Annotated in this window: 20 protein-coding genes; 18 read left to right on the forward strand and 2 right to left on the reverse strand. The window is 35.1% G+C overall.

The features are described from left to right. Positions 1–11: 11 nt before the first annotated feature. Positions 12–1,817: an oligoendopeptidase F gene (gene pepF / locus CPS94_RS09085; protein ID WP_112193907.1), complete on the reverse strand. Its 1,806-nt coding sequence runs from the start codon at positions 1,815–1,817 to the stop codon at positions 12–14. 162 nt (positions 1,818–1,979) lie between these two features. Between pepF and CPS94_RS09090 the strand changes: the two genes are divergently transcribed. Together CPS94_RS09090 and cysK are read left to right on the forward strand one after the other, a co-directional pair. After that, entirely contained in the window at positions 1,980–2,807 is an 828-nt protein-coding gene (locus CPS94_RS09090) for a homoserine O-acetyltransferase/O-succinyltransferase family protein (RefSeq protein WP_112193909.1), read from the forward strand. A 13-nt stretch (positions 2,808–2,820) separates the two neighbouring features. Further along, on the forward strand, positions 2,821–3,744 hold the full coding sequence (gene cysK / locus CPS94_RS09095) for a cysteine synthase A (RefSeq protein WP_112193911.1): 924 nt from the start codon (positions 2,821–2,823) through the stop codon (positions 3,742–3,744). 135 nt (positions 3,745–3,879) lie between these two features. Here the strand turns inward: cysK and CPS94_RS09100 are convergent, their stop codons facing one another. Then, positions 3,880–4,779 (reverse strand): LysR family transcriptional regulator, encoded by a 900-nt coding sequence (locus CPS94_RS09100; protein WP_112193913.1) that lies wholly within the window; start codon positions 4,777–4,779, stop codon positions 3,880–3,882. Positions 4,780–5,017: 238 nt separating this feature from the next. Between CPS94_RS09100 and CPS94_RS09105 the strand changes: the two genes are divergently transcribed. From CPS94_RS09105 to CPS94_RS09175, 16 genes are all read left to right on the forward strand, one after another. Further along, positions 5,018–5,791: a hypothetical protein gene (locus tag CPS94_RS09105; RefSeq protein ID WP_112286472.1), complete on the forward strand. Its 774-nt coding sequence runs from the start codon at positions 5,018–5,020 to the stop codon at positions 5,789–5,791. Continuing rightward, positions 5,772–6,341 carry a hypothetical protein gene (locus tag CPS94_RS09110; RefSeq protein ID WP_112193917.1) on the forward strand — a complete coding sequence of 190 codons (570 nt, stop codon included), beginning with the start codon at positions 5,772–5,774 and terminating at the stop codon, positions 6,339–6,341. Before CPS94_RS09105 ends, CPS94_RS09110 begins: the two co-directional genes overlap by 20 nt. A 12-nt stretch (positions 6,342–6,353) precedes the next feature. Then, on the forward strand, positions 6,354–7,418 hold the full coding sequence (locus CPS94_RS09115) for a hypothetical protein (protein ID WP_112193919.1): 1,065 nt from the start codon (positions 6,354–6,356) through the stop codon (positions 7,416–7,418). Beyond that, positions 7,418–8,089 carry a hypothetical protein gene (locus tag CPS94_RS09120; RefSeq protein WP_112193921.1) on the forward strand — a complete coding sequence of 224 codons (672 nt, stop codon included), beginning with the start codon at positions 7,418–7,420 and terminating at the stop codon, positions 8,087–8,089. The genes CPS94_RS09115 and CPS94_RS09120 overlap by 1 nt, the downstream gene beginning before the upstream one ends. A 9-nt stretch (positions 8,090–8,098) precedes the next feature. Next, a complete protein-coding gene (locus CPS94_RS09125; protein WP_112193923.1) occupies positions 8,099–9,277 on the forward strand; it encodes an ATP-binding protein in 1,179 nt (392 codons plus the stop codon). Continuing rightward, positions 9,246–10,397 carry an MFS transporter gene (locus tag CPS94_RS09130; protein ID WP_112193925.1) on the forward strand — a complete coding sequence of 384 codons (1,152 nt, stop codon included), beginning with the start codon at positions 9,246–9,248 and terminating at the stop codon, positions 10,395–10,397. The genes CPS94_RS09125 and CPS94_RS09130 overlap by 32 nt, the downstream gene beginning before the upstream one ends. Positions 10,398–10,410: 13 nt before the next feature. Continuing rightward, entirely contained in the window at positions 10,411–11,628 is a 1,218-nt protein-coding gene (locus CPS94_RS09135) for an ATP-grasp domain-containing protein (RefSeq protein ID WP_112193927.1), read from the forward strand. Positions 11,629–11,650: 22 nt separating this feature from the next. Beyond that, the gene (locus tag CPS94_RS11640) at positions 11,651–12,316 is read left to right on the forward strand and encodes an MFS transporter (RefSeq protein WP_238145346.1); all 666 of its coding nucleotides are present in this window, start codon (positions 11,651–11,653) and stop codon (positions 12,314–12,316) included. After that, positions 12,307–12,822 (forward strand): MFS transporter, encoded by a 516-nt coding sequence (locus tag CPS94_RS11645; RefSeq protein WP_238145347.1) that lies wholly within the window; start codon positions 12,307–12,309, stop codon positions 12,820–12,822. Before CPS94_RS11640 ends, CPS94_RS11645 begins: the two co-directional genes overlap by 10 nt. Before the next feature lies 1 nt (position 12,823). After that, positions 12,824–13,096, forward strand: coding sequence for a chorismate mutase (locus tag CPS94_RS09145; protein ID WP_112193930.1), 273 nt, complete (start codon positions 12,824–12,826; stop codon positions 13,094–13,096). Between the two features lie 4 nt (positions 13,097–13,100). Then, complete coding sequence (aroC, locus tag CPS94_RS09150) at positions 13,101–14,279, forward strand: chorismate synthase (protein ID WP_162626462.1); 1,179 nt, start codon at positions 13,101–13,103, stop codon at positions 14,277–14,279. Positions 14,280–14,314: 35 nt separating this feature from the next. Further along, complete coding sequence (gene aroA / locus CPS94_RS09155) at positions 14,315–15,604, forward strand: 3-phosphoshikimate 1-carboxyvinyltransferase (RefSeq protein WP_269148573.1); 1,290 nt, start codon at positions 14,315–14,317, stop codon at positions 15,602–15,604. Between the two features lie 13 nt (positions 15,605–15,617). Next, positions 15,618–16,121, forward strand: coding sequence for a shikimate kinase (locus tag CPS94_RS09160; protein ID WP_112193933.1), 504 nt, complete (start codon positions 15,618–15,620; stop codon positions 16,119–16,121). Between the two features lie 120 nt (positions 16,122–16,241). After that, entirely contained in the window at positions 16,242–17,591 is a 1,350-nt protein-coding gene (locus CPS94_RS09165; protein ID WP_004049603.1) for an NCS2 family permease, read from the forward strand. A 289-nt stretch (positions 17,592–17,880) separates the two neighbouring features. Continuing rightward, a complete protein-coding gene (locus CPS94_RS09170) occupies positions 17,881–18,600 on the forward strand; it encodes a MerR family transcriptional regulator (protein WP_112193934.1) in 720 nt (239 codons plus the stop codon). A gap of 39 nt (positions 18,601–18,639) precedes the next feature. After that, positions 18,640–18,939, forward strand: a complete 300-nt coding sequence (locus CPS94_RS09175; RefSeq protein WP_076149685.1) for a hypothetical protein — start codon at positions 18,640–18,642, stop codon at positions 18,937–18,939. The last annotated feature ends 82 nt before the right edge of the window (positions 18,940–19,021 follow it).

Below are 19,021 nucleotides of genomic sequence, written 5' to 3' on the forward strand. Positions count from 1 at the left end.
CACATGAAACTTTAGTTGTTTTCCAGTTGGTTTGTCAAAGCTTTGATCTTTTCGACGGTCTCATCCAAAAAGGCGATCGTATTTTCAAGCGGAGCAGCAGTTGAAATGTCTACACCAGCGACTTTGGCGGCGGCGACGGGTGTTTTTTGGTCACCGAGTTTTAAGAACTCAAGCCAAGCTGCAACTTGTGGCTTTGGATCAGCCACTAATTTCAAATAAGCTTGAGTTGCGATCGTCAAGCCAGCTGAGTAAGTATATGAGTACAAGCCCATATAGTAATGTGATTGACGCATCCAAGTTAAAGCAGCACGCTCATCGATCACGACTGCATCGCCCCAGAAGCGCTTGAGAACTTTTTGTTTGAGTTCGCAGAGCTTAGCCCCATCAAATGAACCACCAGCATCGATGATCTGATAGACTTCACGTTGGAAAGCTGCTTCAAGTAAGTGAGTCACAAAATTATGATAGAACGTATTGGTCAACATCTTAGTGTAAGCAAAGCGTTGCATTCGTGGGTCAGTCGTACTTTGTTCCAAGGAATGCGTCAGCAATAATTCATTAAAGGTCGACGGTGCTTCGATCAGATACATCGAAGGGTCGCTACCTAAGATAGAGTTATTTTGGGCGGTGAGCAGTGCTTGACCGGCGTGACCGAGCTCATGGATAAGCGTATAGACGTCGGCTAATTCATCTGTCCAAGACATCAAAATATAAGGATGCACACCATATGGATCGGTCTCAAAGCCACCCGTCTCCTTACCAGCGTTGACAGCAAAATCGACCCAGCGTTCATCAAATGAGCGCATGACCATTTTGGCATAATTGTCACCTAAAAGTGAGACCGCCTTTTTAATGTAATTTGGTGCTTCGTTTAAACTGACTTTAGGTGCAAATTCAGGATCAAGATCGATCTGTAGATCAGCAAAGTTCATTTGCTTTAAACCATGTGTTTTACCGATGAGTTTAGCATATTTTTGCATGACTGGTCCGAGTTTGTCTAAGATCAAGTCGATCTGGCGGTCAAACATTTCATGAGTAACTTCTTGGTCAGCTAACAGGTAGTCAAAGACCGAATCAAATCCGCGCAAGGTCGCCAAGGTTTTTTCTTTAGCAACTTGGGTGTAGTAAGTAGCTGCCACTGTATCTTGATATTTTTTTAGCGTTTTAGAGAATGATTCGAAGGCTTTTTGGCGTACTTTATAATTAGGGTGGTATTGATAGGTATTTTCATACAAGACAAATGACATCGGATATGTCGTTTTATCGACCACAAAATCTTCAAAGTCCATATCAGCAGCTCGGGTCGTCGTGTAGATCTTTTCAGGAGCATTTAGCGTTGGACCTAATAGGGCAAGCGCCGCTTCGGTCTTAGGCTCAAGGAGATGCTTTTGTTTAGCTTTCAAATGCCGAATAACTGAGGCAAAGCGTGGTTCTTTAGTAGCTACCTCATCTAAGATCGCAGTCGAGTTTTGGCTGACTTGGATATCAAAAAAGGCTAGTTTAGCGTTCTTAAAGGCTAAAGTTTGTTCGGCTTGTTTCAATAAATGATCATAATGCGGATCAGTCATATCGCTTGCTTGATGTAAGAAAGCATAATGCTCGATCAAAGATGCTTTTTGTTCGACCTTTTCAAGCGCTGCTAAGCCAGCCAAGATCTGAGCGGTAGTCGTCAAGTGACCATCAAAATCAGCCACAAGATCTGTTACGAGTTGTTTTAAAACTGTTAGATCTTTAGCCCAAGCTTTATCGTTTGGATAAAGTGGGGTCAGATCCCACGTGAGTTCTGAAGCGACGTCTTTTCGATTTGGTAATGCCATTGGCAAAGCCCCCTTAAAATAAATGGTTTTGCAAAATTATAGCATAAAACATGTATCTTATAGTAGCATAATTGTCTTTTGTAGGGGGCTAGTGTATAATTTGACTTACAGAATACAAGTAAATCACTTGGCTGTAATTATCCAGAAAGGAAGGGTATAGTCATGCGTACGCCTGAAAATGTCTTAAAGATCGGTGTATTAAATTTGATGCACGATAAATTAGACACCAAAAGACGGTTTGAACAGATCTTGAAGAATTCGGCTCAGCCAGTTGAGTTGACCTTTTTTTATCCTAAAGATCATTACCAAGATCGGCCAGTTCCAGCTCAAGTCGCACAGATCGCGCACCCACTTGAGTTAGCTGAAGTTGAAAAACTCGATGCTTTTATCGTGACTGGTGCTCCGATCGAAAAACTAGCTTTTGCAGAGATCACATACATCAATGAATTGCAGGAGCTCTTTAATTGTTTAGCTCAAAATAAGCTCGAGCAGTTGTACGTCTGTTGGGGCGCCATGGCTGCAGTCAATTATTTTTACGGTGTGGATAAGTATTTATTGCCTCAAAAATTATTTGGGATCTATCCGCAAGAAGTTTTACGTGATTCCAATTTATTAACTCAAGTCACGCCGGGCTTTTTAGCGCCACATGCGCGGTATGCTGATATTGATCTTACCCAGGCAAAACAAGTGCCTGAGTTAGAAATCACCGCTATCTCACAGACTGGGGAAGCTTTCTTACTTGAAGCACCGACAAGACATCAGACATTTCTATTTTCGCATTTGGAGTATGGCGGAGATGCTTTACAAAAAGAATATGCACGCGAATTAGCTGCTGATCCAAGTGCCAAAGATTCGCTGGCTCGTCCTCAAAATTACTATATTGATGGACGACCACAGTTTTTATGGGAAACATTACAAAAGCAATTCTTTGCTAACTGGTTACACCAAGTGGCTAAGACACGCCAAGCTAAAGAACTTATTAAAAATTAACGGGGGTCTTGATATGAGTAAAGTTTATGATTCGATTTTAGATACTATTGGTAACACACCGATCGTCAAGTTGAACAATGTTGTTCCGGCAAACGCAGCTGATGTTTATGTTAAACTTGAATTTTTCAATCCAGCTGGTTCAGTCAAAGACCGGGTAGCCTTAGCGATGATCCAAGCTGCTGAAGAAGCCGGAAAGTTGACTAAAGGTGGCACGATCATCGAACCAACTTCAGGTAATACTGGCATCGGCTTAGCTGCAGTCGCGGCGGCTAAAGGCTATCGTTTATTGATCACGATGCCAGAAACGATGAGTATCGAACGGCGTAAATTGATGCAAGGCTACGGCGCTGAATTGATCTTGACCCCAGGTGAAGAAGGCATGGGAGGCGCGATCAAACTCGCTAAGGAACTGGCTGAGAAGAATGGTTATTTCTTACCGATGCAATTCGATAATCCTGCCAATGCCTTGATCCACGAACAAACGACTGGTCAAGAGATCTTACAGGCTTTTGGAGCTAAATTACCAGATGCTTTTGTTGCTGGGGTCGGGACAGGTGGAACTTTGACTGGCGTGGGTCGTGCTTTGCGGGCTAAGAAGGCTGACATTCAAGTATATGCCCTTGAACCAAGTGAATCTCCAGTCTTAAAAGAAGGCAAGAAGGGCAAGCACAAGATCCAAGGTATTTCAGCTGGCTTTGTGCCTTCGATCTTGGATACTAAACTTTACGATGATGTTTTGGAAGTTCCAAGTCAAAAAGCGCTTGAAATGGCACGCGAAGTTGGGAAAAAAGAAGGTTTCTTACCAGGGATCTCAGCTGGGGCTAATATTTACGGCGCGATCGAAGTAGCTAAAAAATTGGGGGCTGGCAAGCGGGTCTTGACCGTTGCCCCAGATAACGGCGAACGCTACCTTTCAACTGAATTATTTGAAGGCTGAGCGTTGGAAAATATATTTATAGAAAAAATCTAGTGTGAGTATTTTTATGCGGTTGAGCAGGTACTTGCATTAATAATAGAACATACCTGATCAAATTGTATTTTTAGGAGATTTGATCAGGTATGTTTTTTTAGTCTAGTAAATTTTAGACTGCTCTAGTTTTTGGATGAGTGCGGTAAGTGGGTATTTTCCATTTGAGATCACAGATATTTCATAGTACTTAGGTAAAGCTAGTTTTTTTGAGGTTAGCTTAGTTTTGGAAATTTGCTCGTAATGTTTAGCAAGAAATTTAGGCAGAATAGTAGTTAAGTTAGTTTGCGGACAGCTGATCAAATAATGTATAAAGTCAAAACAATTGACTTGCCGAATTTCGGGGACCAAAAGACTGGCTTTTTGAAAGGCGGCTCTAATTTGTGGAATAAGAAAATGGTATTCAGGATGAAGGATAAACTTCACTCTTCTCAATTCGTTAGCCGTTAGTGAAAGATCAGATGACGTGATGTAAGGATTGGTTTGAGAATATACAACATAGTAAGGTTCTGAGTAGAGGGTATATTTTTCATGCTCAGTGGTAAGTTTATTTTCAGAAAAATCATTTATGAAGATAATATCTAAGCTACCATAATTAAATTTTTCTATTAATTCATCCAGATCGTTAGTCAGTATAAGTTGATGCTGCTCAAAGAGCAATTTGCTAAAAAAGCTAGGATAAAGCAAAGTTGCGCTGTTAGTTACACCGATATTAAGCTTGTCAAATTGTGTATTTAGATCGCTCTTTTTGACACTGTAAAGAGAATCAAAGTCATGTAAAACTTTGATAGCTTGTTGATAAAAATCTTGCCCGTCTGATGTTAATACAACTCCACGGGAAGAACGTACAAACAAGCTAACTTGAAAATGTTCCTCCAGTTGATGGATTTTTTTGCTGATAGCTGGTTGAGATAGAGATAGGATCTTACTGCTTTTACTGATATTTTTTGTCTTAGCAACAGTGATGAAAACATATAGCAAGTCAACATTTAATGAATTATACATATCCTATTGCCCCTTTAACTGCTAATTTAAAAAAATAGTAAATTTCTGAATAATTATCATGCTTTTATGAGAAATACATTAACTATTTTTCTTAGGGATAATTATAAAGCTTATTAATTAATATTTGTTATAACGCTTTGTTATATCAGAGTATTATATATTGTTAATTCCATATATTCAAATAAAATGATAATCTAGCTACAACAAGATATTAATTTGTTTGAAATGAGGATTATATTTGAAAATGAATATAAAAAAATTATTAATGGAGGAGATTGGTAAATATATATCCCAAAATAGTATAGATTATGATTTTTCTCTGTTTATTGTAGGATCAGTTAATAGAGGGGATTATATGTTGGATGAAAAAGGAAAAATTTTATCTGATATTGATGTGTTAGTTGTTATTGAAGAAAGGAGATATATAGATAAATTGAATATGTATCTGAAGGATGTCTGCAGGTATATATTTGATAAATTTGATTATAAACTTGGGATTATATATTCGATTAAATCGGTTATTCTGAAAAGAAAGAATGCGATGTTTTTACAGGATGTTTCAAGCAAAGATTTTATTGTTGATAACTTAGACATAGGTAAATTCTTTGATATAAAGGATTTTAGGACAGAAATAGTACTTGCAGAATATTTTCAATCATTGTTCTACTATGAGGCGAAATACAACTTTACAAATGACGATAGGACTAGGGTAAAAATAAATATACTAATTAATTGTATTTATGAGCTTATAGAATTTGGAGAAAGAAAAACAGAATATAATTTAGATAAAGCTTTTTATGACAGCAAATTATCTGTAGATCGTTTTGGAATTGGGGAAGATTTGAAAGACAAATATAACTATATACTGGGGAAAGCTACAGAACTTCATTTGTCAAGTATGTATTTTTTAAGTCATAAATTTTTAAATGCGGAAGATTTATTTTTTAACGTAAGAGATATTGTTTTTTTAGAAAATGAAGGGATTTGTTATTATGACGCAATTCAAACATAGCAATTGGGTTCATACATTGGGACCAAAAACAACAGATAGTTTTAGAGCATATCAATATGCTTGTAAAAAATATCCAGATGTATCTCAAGCAAGTTTGTATCTCCATGATAGCTACTCAAGTATATATGACAACTTAAATCAATTTATAGGAGATTTAATTATAGTTCCAGTTGCATATAGAGGGAGAAGCAGAATAGATAACTGGACAGATAATAATTTTAGGTATAGTAATAATTTAGCTATTTTAGATAGTTTTGTATTATCGACTAAAAAAATGGCATTACTTGAAAATTTAAATGCTTGTAACTCTAGGGCAATTATACATCCATCAACGACTATCTTTATAAAGCAATATGAAGAGGTAATAGGGAAGAGTATAGAATTTGATCTTGCAGATAGTAAACCTGCAGCTTTATCTATATTTTTGAATAAGAGATATCAATATACGGTAGCAAGTTATGATACGTATTTAATAGAAAAATGTAAGACGGTGAAGGTACGTAATATTTTTTCACCACAAATGATATGGTGTGTCTATAAAATTATGTAGGAGGACTTTTAAATGAATGATCTAATTGAAAAGTATCATTGCAAAGATATTTCATCTAAAAAAATTACTAAGGATAAATGGTTTATTGGATCAGCCCTACAATCGGTAAACTATACAGACTTGAGTGGCGGATATTATTATTACAAGCAACCAACTATCTGGACTAGAATGCTATCAGTAGATCCTGTTAATCCGTATTGGGAAGTACATAATGAAACAGAAAATTTTTTGTTGATAGATAAATCAAATGCTGAGATAGTTTACTTTTTACAAAGTGTTTTAGCCACCTATGTGCAAGCAAAATTAGGTGAATGTATCAAATTATATTCTTTTGGAAAAGGGAGCTTAGGTTTTTTGGATGCAAATATCCAAGAGATCGAGCTAGAAGTACCTTTCCATATTAATAAACAAAGAGTTGGAAATTATAGAAAAATCTTTGCACTAGTTGGAGATCGGTTTTATCCAGCGATCGATTGTACTGAATTTCAAATCAATAAGCGAGGATATTTTGAGATCAATATCAATTTATCATACTTGGAAATGCTTTGTGATCAGTTGGATTGTATATTTTGTGGTAAGAGATATCTCGAAATTGTTGATTCATTTGGGATAGGAAGTGAGCAATTAATATCTGATCAAAGGGTCATTAGGTTGATCTCTTTAGTGGAAACGGTGAAATTTATTGAAAAGTATCAGATCACAGTTGCATCAAATTATCTAGGTCATACTGTGAAAAAAATATATAAACTTCTAGCTATACAAATGTTTTTGCTAAAGATAGACATTGATATGCTAAAAAAATTCTTGGAAGCTGTAACTATCGCAGCAATCAAGAAAGAATTGATCAAGTTACAAAAGCTAGATACTAACTTACTGAAAAAATATGATTCTTTTACGTTATCTGATCGGTACGGGATCACAAAAGAAATTCAAGACGCTTTGAATAATTCTAGAGAATACATAAGACATTACAGTAAAAAAACAATAAAATATTTTACCGATATTCCTTTTTGCGGTGATATCACTAGTGAAAAAGATTTTATTGAAATAGTTTATAAAATTCAGGAGGGTAAGTAATGATTAATTTTCCTAACGTTTTTTCGGGTACAAATGTAACTTTGGAGATCAATTTTCAAAATGTTGCTAAAGATGAGTTGCTAAGTATTAATAGAGTAGTAAATGATTTAATGCGGGAAAATATATTAGAGACAAACGTGGAGAAATTATATGTAACATTTTCATCTATGATATCTACAATCAATGATAAGGAAACGATAAATTATCATGAAGTTATTGTAAAAGTACCGGTTGTAATTAATAGCAAGGAATATATTTTTCCAATAATATCTTTTGTAGATGATGAATGTTCTTTTTTGCGTGGAACATATTTGGGGTATTACAAAAGATTGCTAAACCCGGGAAATATTTATATTTCTGATGATAAAGTCGAATTGAAATCATCAATATTAAATATAGAATGTAAGTATTCTAACAAAATGAAGAATAGGATAGCTAAAGTAGATTTTGAAAAGCCATTTGTATTAAATAAAATAGTTGGGAATTCTCAAAGACCAGTTGACCAATCATACCATACATTAAGAATAAGCGAATACAAACAAAAGTATTTGCGAAAATTTGAAAATATTGAGGAAGCAAAATTTGTATTCTTCAAGAAGAAATATAGTATTCAAAATATATGGATTTCAGAAGATTCTTTTATTTTAGAAGGATTATGTAATTTAGAATAGGTGGCAAGTATGAATTTTACGAAAGAAAATACCGGATTTTTACCGAGACAATTGGTAGATAAGCATATGTTGATCACAGGCCAGACTGGGAGCGGGAAAACCTGTACAGCTCGTTCACTGATTTACCAACTTCAAAAAGAAAATGAAACTGTAATTATTTTAGATCCAACGGGTGAATATACTAAACTCCCTAACATGGTCGTATATACTTTAGGAGAAAATACTTTCATTGATCCAGGAAGCCTGGAAGTAAAGCAATTATTAAGAGTTTTAGATATTGAGACCTCTACCTTATTAACTAATAAAGTAGAACAAGCGATAGAATCATTGAAAATACAAGAAAATATTGTGGGGAGAAAAGAAGTCTATTTAAAGCTTGGTTTACCAATCGCTGATTATCAGGATAAAGTGGAGAAGCTAAAACCATGGATGAATCGCTATCCGTTTGCTTTATTAGCGAAACAGTCGCTCGAAGAGTTTGTAGTTCCTAAAAAAGATGATACAGCTGACTATACATTAGTAGGACAGGTATATGATCGTGAAAAGATCAATCAGTGTTGGGATGACTTCATGGTATTAGATCGCCGAATTCGGGGACAGTGTTTTCTAGAAATGTTTGGTGCCAAAAATCAGACAGGAAGATCTAAATATGATATAGATTATATCCTGTCTTTATTTTTAGAAAAAAGGAGCATGAAACGTTCGTTGGTATTAGATCTATCAAGACTTAAAAAATATGGGAACTCACAAAAATATTTAATGTCGTTGATCCTAAAAAAGATCTTGGCTAAGCGAATGACCGCAGAATTCAATTTCAAAGTTAGCTTATTTATTGATGAAGCACATAGGTATTTACCTCAAAATGAATTTGATATGTCAGAGAATGGCTTTTTTCAGCTATTGCGTGAAGGTAGAAAATATGGAGTCAGCTTAGTTTTGGCCACTCAATCACCTTTGGATATTTCCCCAAAATTATTATCGCAAATTTCAAATTTTATTATACATAGGACAAGTACTTTGGACGAGTTAGAATATTTGAACCTTGAAGTTCCATTTGAAATATTGAACAAATTAGATGTAGGACAAGCGGTGATATACTTGTATCCAAAATTTTATCAAAAAGTAAATATCAGATTACCTGAGGAGTGTGGATATAATGTCTGGAAAAAATCGATTGATATTTTCTAAAACTATATCGTTTGCAGGAACAACATTATTTAACTCAATATTAAGTATTTGGATAATTGAGGTATTTAACTCCAGTAAAATTTTGGGAAATATCAATGGATATGTAGGTATTGCTGCTATTATATGCAACTTATTAGGTGGGATATTTGCAGATAGTCGTTATCTAATGAATTTATTATTGATATCAGATGGTGTTGCTTGTTTAATATGCTTTTTCGTAGTAGGGATGGGATTAGTTGATGATCTTCTATGGATTTATATCCTAGTATTTATTCTAAATGCTAATTCTTATCTATCGTCTCCACTATTTAAAACACTAGTGCATTATGTAGTGCGGAAGGACGAAATTGTAAAATACAACACAAACTTATCATTTTTAGTTCAATTAATAACAGTTCTGTTCCCCCCGGTATCCACTACATTATATGCTGTAAAATTACTTTCGATGAATAATGTGGTTGTGTTAAATGGATTATCTTACTTACTATCATTTTTAGTTTTACTATCGTTTTTGAGAAAAAAAGATAGTGGTAAGGGAAAAATAAGTTTCAATTATTTGACAGCTATTAATTATCTAAAGAGCGATTCTGAAATGTTTGTCTTAGTGGTTACTGGTGGATTGTTAAATGCATTTTTGGCAGGTTTTAATATCTATGTACCGATTTTTACAACTAAAATTATTAATAATGTTGCGATATATGGGTACATTATGACTTTAGAGGCATTTGGAGGGATTTTGGGAATTATATCCATGAAATATGTGAAAATGCTAAATAGCATTTTATTGGAAAGATATCTCTTCATTATTTCTTCGTGCCTGTTAATTTTGTTGAGTTATTATGGAAATTTATTAGTAATTGCATTGTTTACAATCATTTTGACGTTTTGTTTAGCTCGTTATAACATAACTGTTCAGTCTGTTATTCAGCAAGATGTCCCTCAGAAAATTATAGGTAGAATATTCTCACTATTTTTTCTAATAGTAAATATTGGATCGACAATGGGAAGTTTTATATTTGGTTACTTGTTTTCCTTGAATAATAATAAGCCATTGCTATTAGTAGCTACAGGCTTTGTTGTTATTGATTTATTGTGGATATTTATTTCCAGAAAAATTTAAGGAGTGTTTGAAAATGAATTTAATCTTATTTCGCTATTCTCCACGAGCAGTTGAATTAAAGTATGTGGATGAAAAAAAATCTATTATTATTGCGCCTGAGATCTTAAAAAGAAAATATGCTGAATATCAAGGAGTGAAAGCTAAAGTTATTTTTTTAACGATGTATACATTGCCAGAGATAATTAAGTGCATTAATGAACTTAATAAGAGTGTAGAAATTACTAGTATTACATCATTAAGTGAAGAAGATATGGAATTAGTAGGATTCCTAGAAGATTTTTTTCTAAAAAAACAATCAACGTTTGTTGTGAATACTTTGTTTAAAGATAAATATTATATGCGTTCAGTACTATATGGATGTACAGAAATACCACAGCCAAAATTTGAATTAGTAACATCGTATGAAAAATTAGTTGGTTTCTTTGAAAAAAATAAACTTACAAAAGCTATTGTTAAAGCTCGAAATCTAGCAGGATCAGAAGAAGTGTACCAAGTGACGAAAGAAGAAATAGGTAATTTGCCTAAAAGAATATATAACGGTAATTATTTAGTTGAAGAATATGTTGAATTAAAGCAAATGTTGACATGTGATGGATTTGCTATGGGGAGTAATATCCAGTATATTTTTTCAAATGAATATGAAGAATTATTGTTAAATACTTTGAATGAACAGAGTGGTTATATTATTAGAACAAATCATCTGTATTGGACTGATATTGAGCTACTTAAAAAGATATTTGCAGCATGTAAAGATATTTTAGAAGTATTCACGATTGAAGATCAAGTTACTCCTTTCCATTTTGAATGGTTTTATGATGATAAAAGTAAACGGTTTGTGTTTTGTGAGGTTGGAAAAAGATTTGGTGGTGGAGCAATTCCGGAGTTGATTCAGTACGGTTTTGGAATAAATATTTTGGAAAAGTATTGGCAATCAATTAATCAAAGTGAAAAAGCTGACTGTAGTGAGAAAATGTTATTAATGCCTACTGTAATAGCAACATCTTATTCTCCCTATTTACGTGAAGGGGTAATAACAAAAGTTCCAGAAAAAAAACAGTTTAATTGGACTGAAAAAACGTACTTTTTTGTTAATGTAGGCGATAAGGGGACCTTGGCCACTGCTGTTATTCAAAATGAATTTTTAAGTATATTTATTAGCAAATCTGAAAATGAGTATTTAAATAACTTACGTAGGATGGAGTATTTGTCTGCGCAGTTTGAATATAAGTAACAGATAGAAAGGGGGAGATGGAATGATAAAGTCAAAGAATTACAGTAAAGTTCGACTATTGATCAGTCTATATTTAAACTATTTTGTTCATGGATTTGGATTAGTTATTTTATCTCAAAATATGGGGATACTAGGTGAAAAATGGAACGTTTCGTTAAAAATGGTTTCTTTTTTGATGTCAGGAATAGGTTTGGGGAGGTTGGTTTCATATCCTGTTATGGGGAGAATTGCAACTATAATTAATAAAAAGACGTTTCTCTATATAGGAATGATATCATACTCAATTTTTGCAGTAGGAGTTATTAGTGTTAATAATTTTATTGGCATATATCTGTGTATTTTTTTTGCCGGAATAGCCAATTCTGCACTTGATGCAGGAACATATCCAATGCTAGTAGAAATGAGTACAGGTGAGGGAGAAAAAACAATTATTATTAAGATATTTATGTCGCTAGGAGAATTTTTTTTGCCACTAATAGTCACTTTTTTGGTAACTAATAAACTATGGTTTGGCTGGTCATTTGTTATTATGGTAGCTTTATTGATGCTGAATATAATCAATGTAGCATCTATTCGCATTCCAAGAATACAGGAAAATAAAGTAGAAATAACAGTCCAAAATGTAGAGAAAAAAAGATCATTTCTACTGTGTTACTTCTTATTTACGGATACACTTCTATGGCAATGATGATATGGTTTACACAATGGATTACCATATTTGCAAAACAGTTTTTAAGACTTACAGAGGAAATGTCACACATGCTGCTTTCTTTATATAGTCTGGGTTCCATAATGGGGGTAGTGGTGCTGTATTGTGTGTTACAGAGATATAAACATATACACAGTTTGTTGGTTTTAATAAATATGATTCCTATCGGTGCACTGGCAGTTATATTGTGTTCAGAGAATATACTAGTTATTGCTATAGCATGTCTATTATTTGGCGGTTCTGCTGCAAGTGGTGTTATGCAACTGGGATTGGTTATTTTTATGAAAATTTATCCAAAGCATAGAAGTTTGGTGACTAGCGCATTTTATTTTTTTGGAAGTATAGCATCATTTACTATCCCTATTATAACAGGAATATTATTTGAAAACGGTATTTTAAGTGTATTTATAGGATTATTATTATTGGGTGTTATTGGTCTATGTTTAGTTAGTGTTTTGGCAATGAAATCAAAAGAGATGGGATGACATGAAAAAGGAAATCGAGGATTTTAGAAGTCAAATAAATAAAGTGGACGAAGCATTATTTCAAGAATTAATAATGCGGTTTGATATTGTTCAAGAAATAAATCAATATAAAGAAGTCAGAGATATACCGGTAGAAAGTAAGATGAGAGAGTCAATTTTACTGGAAAGGGCTAATCAGTTACTCGAAGATACAGAATTTAAAGAATATATTATTAACGTGTATATTGAAATAATAAAACAATCTAAGAAATATCAAAAAAATAATAGGGGATAAAATAATTATGGAATATATGACAGCTGGCGAATCACATGGCGAACAAATGACAGGAATTATTATGGGAATTCCTGCCGGATTGGAAATTGATGTTGATAAAATCAATTTAGCGTTATCTATTAGACAAAATAGCTATGGTAGAGGTAAGAGACAAAAGATTGAGAATGATGAAGTTCGAATTGTAAGTGGAATTAGGGGCGGGATTACCTTAGGATCTCCAATTTCAGTGGTAGTAGAAAATAAAGATCATAAAAACTGGCTTGGTATTATGGAAACAAATTCTGAAAATATCCGATATGGGGAAAGATATGCTAGCAAAGTAGTTACTTGCCCACGTCCTGGTCATGCAGATTTAGTTGGAGGAATGAAATATGGGCATAGAGATTTACGTAATGTTTTAGAACGTTCCTCCGCACGTGAAACTGTACTAAAGGTAGCAATAGGTAGTATTTGTGAACAACTACTTAGAGAACTGAAGATAGATTTAATTGGATATGTTACCCAAGTAGGTAATATTAAAATAAAAACATCTGAAAAAATGAGTGTTGGTGACATTCGTGAAAGAATAAATGATAATGATTTGAGAATTATTGATAAATCAAAAATTTCAGAAATACATAAACTGATTACTCAGACAAAAAGAAAAGGAGATACTTTGGGAGGGAAAGTTCGTGTGTTAGTTGAAAATTTACCTGTTGGGCTAGGGAACTATACTAGTTGGGAAAAGAAATTAGATGTGAGGTTGGCTGGGGCAGTGATGGGGGTTAACGCAATTAAGGGAGTTAGTTTTGGGGATGGTTTTGATATTGTTGGACATTTTGGCAGTGAAGTGATGGATGAAATTACGTATAAACCAAGTGGTGGGTATACTAGAAAAACCAACCATTTGGGAGGTATCGAAGGTGGTATGACAAATGGAATGCCATTAATAGTAGATGCAGCACTTAAACCAATACCTACTTTAAGAAAACCCCTTGAAACTATTGATATAGAAACAAGAAAGCGTGCCAAAGCAAGTATAGAAAGGGCGGATATAACAGTTGTAGCCCCTGCTTCACTTATTGTAGAGAACGTAATTGCCATAGAATTAGTACGTACTATTTTAGAAACATTTGAATCTTCAAATTTAAGTCGTCTAAAAGTGGAAGTTGAAAATTATAGAAATTATATTTCTAGATATTGATGTATGTATATGTTTTTTATTTGGAGGAATGTTACTTGAAGAAATTATGCACAAAAATTAATGGACTTGTTGGATGCATGAACGTACCAGGAGATAAGAGCATTTCTCACCGTGCACTTCTTATAGGGGCAATGAGCTACGGAGATACTATTATTAAGAATTTATCACATGGGAAGGATTGCTTAACAACTATAAAGGTATTAAAAAAATTAGGGGTAGAAATTATTGAAAGTAGAAATAATGTAGTCGTCGTTGGAAAAGGGATAAATAATTTCTTACCTCCTAAAAATCCGCTTGCTATGGGGAATTCAGGTACAACAGCTAGATTGATGATGGGGATTTTATCGGGGGCAGAATTTGATACAATTTTGATAGGGGATAAGTCATTATCTAGAAGACCAATGAAGCGAGTAAGTGCTCCTTTGAAATATTTTGGGGGACAAATTAAGTTATTTAAAGATGATACATTACCAGCAATAATAAATGGACAAAAGTTACATAATGCAGAGGTATATATGGATGTAGTTAGTGCACAGGTAAAAAGTGCATTAATATTTGCAGCGCTACAATCAGAGCAGGAATCAGTTATACACGAAAAATTACCAACACGCAATCATACTGAGATACTATTAAATAAGTTTGGTGCTAAGATAGAAACTTCGGAAGATGGGAGAACAATAAGAGTGTTTCCATCGCTACGTCTTGTTGGACAGTTTGTAGATATACCAGGTGATATATCATCAGCGGCTTTTTTTCTTGTTGCGGGAGCAATTGTAAAAAATTCAAAGTTGATTTTAAAAGAAGTTGGGTTAAATCCTACTAGAACTGGAATTTTAGATGTTTTGAAAAGGATGAACGCTAAAATTAGTATTAGTATGATTGAAAGAAATGAAGAACCTTTTGGAGATATTACTGTGGAAACAAGTAATTTAAAGGCTATTACTTTAGATAAAGATGATATTCCTAATGTAATAGATGAATTGCCATTAGTAGCTTTATTAGCAGCATGTGCTAGGGGGAAAAGTAGTATTAGTGGAGCTAAAGAGCTAAGGTTTAAGGAATCAGATCGAATAGTAGCAATAGTTAAGGAATTAAAAAAATTAGGTGTAAAAGTAGTTGAAAGAGAAGATGGCATGGACATATGGGGGCAAGAGAATTGGAATGTAAATGATAATATTCTGTCGAGTCATGGGGATCATAGAATTGGAATGATGTTAGCAATTGCTGCATTAAAAGCACAAGAAGAAATATATTTAGTGAATGAGGGAATAGTAAGTATCTCGTATCCTAATTTTTTTGACGATTTGATGAAAATTATTGTGTAAAGGAAGTGATATTATGGATTTGATATTAATTGGCTTTATGGGAAGTGGGAAGTCAACAGTGGGGAAACTTTTAGCGAAGAAATTAAATTTGAATTTTTATGACTTAGATGTGGAAATAGGTAAAGCTTGTGATGCCGAGATAAAAACTATCTTTAAAAAATTTGGAGAAAGATATTTTCGTGAATTAGAGAGTAAAGTACTGAGAAAACTAATTAGAGAGGATGGAATTTTATCTACAGGTGGTGGAACTGTGATGTTTAATGAGCAATATCTTAAAAATTCAGGTGCTCAGATAATTTTATTGGAAGCAGACATTAACAGTATAGATAAACGACTGAATTTTGATCAAGAGCGCCCGTTAGCTACAAATCTGAATATAAAAGAATTGTATGCATTAAAAATGCAACGCCAAGAACAATATCTTAGATGTGCTGACAAAATTTTTTATACAAATACACTAACGCCTGAAGAAATTGTTAATGAAATTATTAATAATAGCGCTATTTATCCGAAGTAAGAGTTTTTTCACCTTAAAATTGATATCATTTGATGAAAACACGAACTATTTAGGGGTTGATTTTTACAATCATACGTGTAATACTTATCAAAGTAAAAATAAATTCAGAGGTGAAAGAAATTGGATAATGGTCAAACAACAGCCACCAAAGCAGGCTGGCTCGAAAGAACCTTCCACTTTAAAGAATTAAAAACTAATACTAAACGGGAGACCGTTGCTGGCTTGACTACGTTCGTATCGATGGCCTACATTTTGTTCGTCAATGCCAATATCTTAGGTGAAGCAGGGATGGATAAAGGGGCTGTCTTTACAGCGACTGCCCTATCTGCGATCATTGGTTGTACCTTGATGGCATTTTTAGCTAATTATCCGATCGGGATCGCTCCTGGTTTAGGGGATAATGCATTTTTCACCTATTCCGTCGTTTTGACGATGGGGATCCCGTGGCAGACTGCAATGGCAGGGGTCGTGGTGGCTTCCGTTATCTTTACGTTACTTTCATTATTCAAGATCCGCGAGATCGTGATCGATGCGATCCCACATGATCTCAAGCTCGCAATGGCAGCTGGGATCGGGATCTTTATCGCTTTTGTTGGTTTAAAGGGTGGCGGGATCGTCGTTGCCAGCAAATCTTCGTTAGTCGAATTGGGATCATTGACGGTCCCAACTACTTGGTTAACGATTTTTGGTTTCTTTGTTACAGCCTTATTGATGGCACGGCGCGTCCCAGGTTCGATCTTTATCGGGATCTTGGCAACGACACTTTTAGGTCTAGTAACGGGCTTGATCCCAATGCCAGATAAGATCGTTTCTTCGATCCCAAGCTTGGCGCCAACTTTTGGGGTCGGTCTGGCAAACTTAGGTAATATCAATACGCCACAAATGCTAGCTGTGATCATCGTTTTACTACTGGTGACTTTCTTTGATACAGCGGGTACTTTAGTTGGGTTAGCCCAACAAGCTGGCTTGATGAAAAATGATAAGATGCCTCGGATCGGTCGGGCTTTGATGGCTGACTCATTTTCAATGTTAGCTGGTTCTGTGATGGGGACGACCCCAACAGCAGCTTATGTTGAATCTTCTGCTGGGATCGCAGTCGGAGGTCGGACTGGCTTTACTTCATTAGTGATCGCAGGGATGTTTGGCCTGAGTTTATTCTTCTCCCCATTATTGAGTGTGGTGACGACTGAAGTTACAGCGCCAGCCTTGATCATTGTTGGGTCTTTGATGGCACAATCGATGCGCTTTATCAACTGGGAAAAATTCGAGATCGCTTTACCAGCGTTCTTAACGATCATCGCCATGCCGTTGACATCTAACATCTCATACGGGATCGCATTTGGCTTCTTAGTTTATCCGATCACAATGATCGCAGCAGGTCGTCGCAAAGAACTAAATCCAGTGGTCATCGTCTTATTCTTTATCTTTATCGCGATGTTATATGTACTAAATATCTTGCCACATAATTAAACCACAGTGCGAAGAAAAGCGGGCTATGCCGTACGGATAACGGTGACTTGCCCAGGATGCGTTTTTGGCATCATGGGCAAGTCACCGTTATCCGCTAGGCATTGCTTTTCGCAGCACGACTAAAAAAACACAGTACAAAGAAAAGCGAATCATACCGTATAAATAATTAAGGAAGATCATCATGATGCATTTTGGCATCGTGGTGATTTTTTTAGTTCACACGCTTTTCTTTTTACTTGCTGATGACGTAACGTTATCATTTATAGTGAAAATAGAAAGGGGGCAGAAAATGTATTCAAGTGGACAATTAGCGAAGCAGTGCCACGTCACTTTGCGGACAGTGCAGTATTATGAACGGCAAGGATTGTTAGTTGCTAGTCGCACAGAGGCTGATCGACGTTTATATGCTAAAGATCAAGTCACACGTTTAGAAATGATCTTGACCTATAAGGAATTAGGTTTCACGCTAAAAGATATCAAAGGCCTCTTAGATACACCGGAAAATTATAAAATTTTACAGTTGTTAGTGGCTCAGCACCAAGAACAAAATGCTAAAGAACTAGAACGGGCTAAAAAACGTGCCGTTAAGTTAGATTATCTAGCCAAACAACTAGAAAAATTTCAAGTTTTCCCGGGAAATTTTACGAAAGGAATTGAATTTGAAATGGAAAAGACAAAAAAATTACATCAATTACACTGGCAAATGATCGGCATCGGACTTGTGATCGACGTGATCTTGTGGGGCAGTATCATCTATGTCTTCTTAAACCATGGATCATGGTGGTTAGTAGCTGGGGCTTTAGTGATCTCAGTAGTAATCGCAACAGCCTTAGTGTACTATGTTTGGCAGCATACGGCGTATATCTGTCCTAACTGCCAACACCAATTTCGACCAGGACTCAAAGCATATTTTTGGTCGGCCCACACTCCAAGTACCCGAAAGCTAGTGTGTCCAAATTGTAGCCAGAAAAACTTTTGCATCGAAGTCTATGCCGATAAACAAGCTTAATTTATAGCTTTGGTGTAAGATGAAGATGAGGTGAGTGAAATGAAGTCACGCAAAGAGATCGCACGGCTGGCAAATGAATTGACACAGGCTTTGGAACAAAGCACAGATGATAAGGTCTTTTTAAAGATCGTCGCTTACGGAAAAGATGCTTTGGACAAGCGACAGATAGCCCCCCAGATCATTATGGAAAAAATGGTAACTGCGTCCTATGAAGCGGTGCTACGAGGCAAAGGCAAGATCAAGATGAGCGCAGAAACGCTAGTGATCGTCAAACAAATGGAAGAATTATCCCGGACGCGTAGCATATTGCCCTTTCGTCGCTACGATCCATGGGATTAGTTATTCGCTTTAAATCAGAATAATTTAAATTAAAAAGGCTAAAGTTCGCAATTAATAATTTTAGCCTTTTTTTTTGCGAAGT

This window comes from Ligilactobacillus murinus (assembly GCF_003288115.1).
Lineage (GTDB): Bacteria > Bacillota > Bacilli > Lactobacillales > Lactobacillaceae > Ligilactobacillus > Ligilactobacillus murinus.

Coding starts and splice junctions, on each gene's coding strand:
- CPS94_RS09135 (WP_112193927.1), top strand. CDS start 10,411: ATGAATTTAATCTTATTTCGCTATTCTCCACGAGCAGTTGAATTAAAG.
- CPS94_RS09100 (WP_112193913.1), bottom strand. CDS start 4,779: ATGTATAATTCATTAAATGTTGACTTGCTATATGTTTTCATCACTGTT.
- cysK (WP_112193911.1), top strand. CDS start 2,821: ATGAGTAAAGTTTATGATTCGATTTTAGATACTATTGGTAACACACCG.
- CPS94_RS09170 (WP_112193934.1), top strand. CDS start 17,881: ATGTATTCAAGTGGACAATTAGCGAAGCAGTGCCACGTCACTTTGCGG.
- CPS94_RS09090 (WP_112193909.1), top strand. CDS start 1,980: ATGCGTACGCCTGAAAATGTCTTAAAGATCGGTGTATTAAATTTGATG.
- CPS94_RS11640 (WP_238145346.1), top strand. CDS start 11,651: ATGATAAAGTCAAAGAATTACAGTAAAGTTCGACTATTGATCAGTCTA.
- pepF (WP_112193907.1), bottom strand. CDS start 1,817: ATGGCATTACCAAATCGAAAAGACGTCGCTTCAGAACTCACGTGGGAT.
- CPS94_RS09125 (WP_112193923.1), top strand. CDS start 8,099: ATGAATTTTACGAAAGAAAATACCGGATTTTTACCGAGACAATTGGTA.
- CPS94_RS09160 (WP_112193933.1), top strand. CDS start 15,618: ATGGATTTGATATTAATTGGCTTTATGGGAAGTGGGAAGTCAACAGTG.
- CPS94_RS09145 (WP_112193930.1), top strand. CDS start 12,824: ATGAAAAAGGAAATCGAGGATTTTAGAAGTCAAATAAATAAAGTGGAC.
- CPS94_RS09120 (WP_112193921.1), top strand. CDS start 7,418: ATGATTAATTTTCCTAACGTTTTTTCGGGTACAAATGTAACTTTGGAG.
- CPS94_RS09115 (WP_112193919.1), top strand. CDS start 6,354: ATGAATGATCTAATTGAAAAGTATCATTGCAAAGATATTTCATCTAAA.
- CPS94_RS09130 (WP_112193925.1), top strand. CDS start 9,246: ATGTCTGGAAAAAATCGATTGATATTTTCTAAAACTATATCGTTTGCA.
- CPS94_RS11645 (WP_238145347.1), top strand. CDS start 12,307: ATGGCAATGATGATATGGTTTACACAATGGATTACCATATTTGCAAAA.
- CPS94_RS09175 (WP_076149685.1), top strand. CDS start 18,640: ATGAAGTCACGCAAAGAGATCGCACGGCTGGCAAATGAATTGACACAG.
- CPS94_RS09110 (WP_112193917.1), top strand. CDS start 5,772: ATGACGCAATTCAAACATAGCAATTGGGTTCATACATTGGGACCAAAA.